Annotated in this window: 3 protein-coding genes; all 3 read left to right on the forward strand. The window is 39.4% G+C overall.

What is annotated here, in order from left to right; all coding sequences use genetic code 11:
• Positions 1-548 precede the first annotated feature (548 nt).
• On the forward strand, positions 549-1,592 hold the full coding sequence (locus JCM9140_RS21725) for a ribonucleotide-diphosphate reductase subunit beta (protein ID WP_034751708.1): 1,044 nt from the start codon (positions 549-551) through the stop codon (positions 1,590-1,592).
• A gap of 241 nt (positions 1,593-1,833) precedes the next feature.
• Entirely contained in the window at positions 1,834-2,529 is a 696-nt protein-coding gene (gene pcrB, locus JCM9140_RS21730; RefSeq protein ID WP_034751710.1) for a heptaprenylglyceryl phosphate synthase, read from the forward strand.
• 54 nt (positions 2,530-2,583) lie between these two features.
• A partial coding sequence (locus tag JCM9140_RS21735; protein WP_034751712.1) for a UvrD-helicase domain-containing protein occupies positions 2,584-2,988 on the forward strand: 405 nt, incomplete at its 3' end.

The raw sequence follows: 2,988 nt of genomic DNA on the forward strand, positions 1-2,988 counted from the left end.
CTGACGCCTGCGGGGTCTCACACGTGGGTCACTGCTCCCGCAGGAGTCTACGTGTCATTCCCCTGCTAAGGTTACTTTTACTTTTAACTTGTTACACTTACTCTTCTACGATTTCTTTGAATACATTCCTTTTCTCTTTAACGGATGGAATTTTGAGCAATTTTGTGGTTCGCCTTCCTTAATAGAGATTACTGTTGGACATACTGTAATTCATCTGCAACGTCGTTAGGCTTTGTTTCTCTGGGAATTTCTATCGTTTCTCTCAACAAAGCGGACGGGATGGGGGGCCGACTCCTGCAGGAGGGAAGGGCAGGTTGAAATCCACCGGCGCAGCCGGTTAGTTCAACGCCCGCCTGCTGGTGCGTGCCCCCCATCCCGGGAGCGAGGTCGGAGCTCGAATCCGAAATAAACGAGGACTTTTTCAGTGGCATCAAATAGAGGTAGGGATGAGACCCCGCAGGAGTAGCGAGCCTCATGGAACGAACACGTCATTAAAAGCTACATTATTACGAAAATAGCTTAAACATTGGAATAGAGAGGGTTACATGATGAATCAAAATACATTACAAGCTCGTAAATTATATGATCCAACGGCACCTAATGCTTCGACTGGAATTATTAATGGGAAAAGCTCGAATATCTTAAACTGGGATGATGTTCGTTTTAAGTGGGCGTATCCAATGTATAAAAACATGCTTGCGAACTTCTGGACGCCATTTGAAATCAATATGTCTACGGATATAAAACAGTGGCTTCAACTTTCAGAAGACGAGAGATATGCCTTTAAGAAGATTATCGGTTTGCTTGCCTTTCTTGATAGCGTCCAAACAGATTATTCAGGAAAAGTAGCAGAGTATTTAACAGATTCTAGTCTTGCTGCTCTGATGCAAGTGTTGTCTTTTCAAGAAGTGGTTCACAATCAATCTTATTCTTATGTGTTATCAAGCCTTGTACCAAAACAGGAACAAGATGAAATCTTTGAATATTGGAAGCATGATCCGATTTTAAGAGAGAGAAATGACTTCATTGCAGAAGGGTATCAACGTTTTGTTGATAATCCAACACCTCAAACGTTTTTAGAATCAATTGTCTATGATGTGATTCTGGAGGGGCTTAATTTTTATTCAGGCTTTGCTTTCTTTTACAATTTGGCAAGAAACCAGAAGATGGTGTCATCAAGTACGATGATTAATTACATTAATCGTGACGAGCAATTGCACGTGAATTTATTTTCTCATATTTTTAAAGAGATTTTAAATGAAAATCCAGAATTAAATACACCTGACAATCACAAGTTTGTTCAAGATACCTTTAGAAAAGCAGCTGAGTTAGAAATTAACTGGGGACGCTCTGTCATTGGGGACAGGTTGGAAGGGATAAATATGAATGAACTCGAAAGCTACATTAAATTCATTGCCAACAAACGTGTGAACCAATTAGGAATTGAACGACCTTTTGAAGGGTACCGTCAAAATCCAATGAAATGGATCAAAGCATATGAAGATGTTGATAGTGGCAAAAGTGATTTCTTTGAGCAAAAATCACGTCAATACGTGAAAGTATCTGATGTGAATGGATTTGATGAACTATAATATTTTATTCATTAAGCGTTTGATTAAAACAAACATTTGTTTGAAATGAACGTTTAATTAAAACAAACATTTGTTTAAGTAAGGAGCCTAATAAATTGGAGGCTCCTCTTTTTTATGGCAGTTATCATGACGCCGTCACAAGCACAAATTTGGAAGGGAACGGCGGGCGACAATGATACGTTTCTTTGATATAATGTCTGTTCAGGTACGTACGTTGGATTAACAAGCAGGAGTGATAAAAATGCTAGAGTATAGTGAGTGGCGACATGTATTTAAACTCGACCCTAATAAAGAGATTTCAGATAAGGAATTAGAAGCCATTTGTGAATCTGGAACAGACGGATTGATTATCGGTGGATCCGATGGAGTAACCCTCGATAATACGCTGCAGCTTCTTGCTCGAGTACGTCGATATACTGTGTCATGCGCTTTAGAAGTATCGAATATGGAGGCCATAACTCCTGGCTTTGATTACTTTTTCATTCCTTCAGTATTAAATAGCAGCAACGTTAAGTGGATATCTGGTTACCATCATCAAGCGATTAAAGAGTATGGAGCCATTATGAATTGGGATGAAGTTGTCATGGAAGGATATTGCATCCTAAATCCAGACGCCAAGGCAGCGATCTTAACAGAAGCCAAAACAAGCATCATGAAAGAAGATGTTGTTGCATATGCAAGAATGGCAGAAAAACTCTATCATTTCCCTATTTTCTACGTTGAATATAGCGGGGTGTATGGAGATGTCGATATAGTAAGGTCGGTTTCATCCGTATTAAGTGAGACGAGATTGTTTTATGGTGGAGGAATTCACTCCGTTGAACAGGCAAAAGAAATGGCTCAATATGCGGATACAGTAGTTGTTGGCAATATTATTTATGAAGATATACAAGCAGCACTAAAAACGGTACAAGCTGTAAAAGAAACATTGAAATAAACGAACATTCACAGTAAAATTTAAAATAAGAACAAACGTTTGGTGGTGAGGGTTATGCAAGCGAAAATTATTGAAAAAATGTTAGCTGGGTTAAACCCTGAGCAAAGACAAGCTGTCACTCATACTGAAGGTCCATTGTTATTAATGGCAGGAGCAGGTAGTGGGAAGACACGAGTGCTAACACATCGCATTGCTTACTTATTACGAGAAAAAGAAATTGCGCCATGGAGTGTCCTTGCGATTACGTTTACAAACAAGGCAGCTCGTGAGATGAAAGACCGTGTTGCTTCGCTTGTGGGACCGGTGGCAGAGGATATTTGGATATCAACATTCCACTCGATGTGTGTACGCGTCCTGAGAAGAGATATCGACCGAATTGGCTATAATCGCAATTTCACGATTTTGGATTCTGGTGATCAATTAACGGTAATCAAACAAATTTTAAAAAATAAAAACATT

Origin of the sequence: Halalkalibacter wakoensis JCM 9140 (assembly GCF_000513095.1) — a bacterium.
Lineage (GTDB): Bacteria > Bacillota > Bacilli > Bacillales > Bacillaceae_D > Halalkalibacter > Halalkalibacter wakoensis.

Coding starts and splice junctions, on each gene's coding strand:
- JCM9140_RS21725 (WP_034751708.1), top strand. CDS start 549: ATGAATCAAAATACATTACAAGCTCGTAAATTATATGATCCAACGGCA.
- pcrB (WP_034751710.1), top strand. CDS start 1,834: ATGCTAGAGTATAGTGAGTGGCGACATGTATTTAAACTCGACCCTAAT.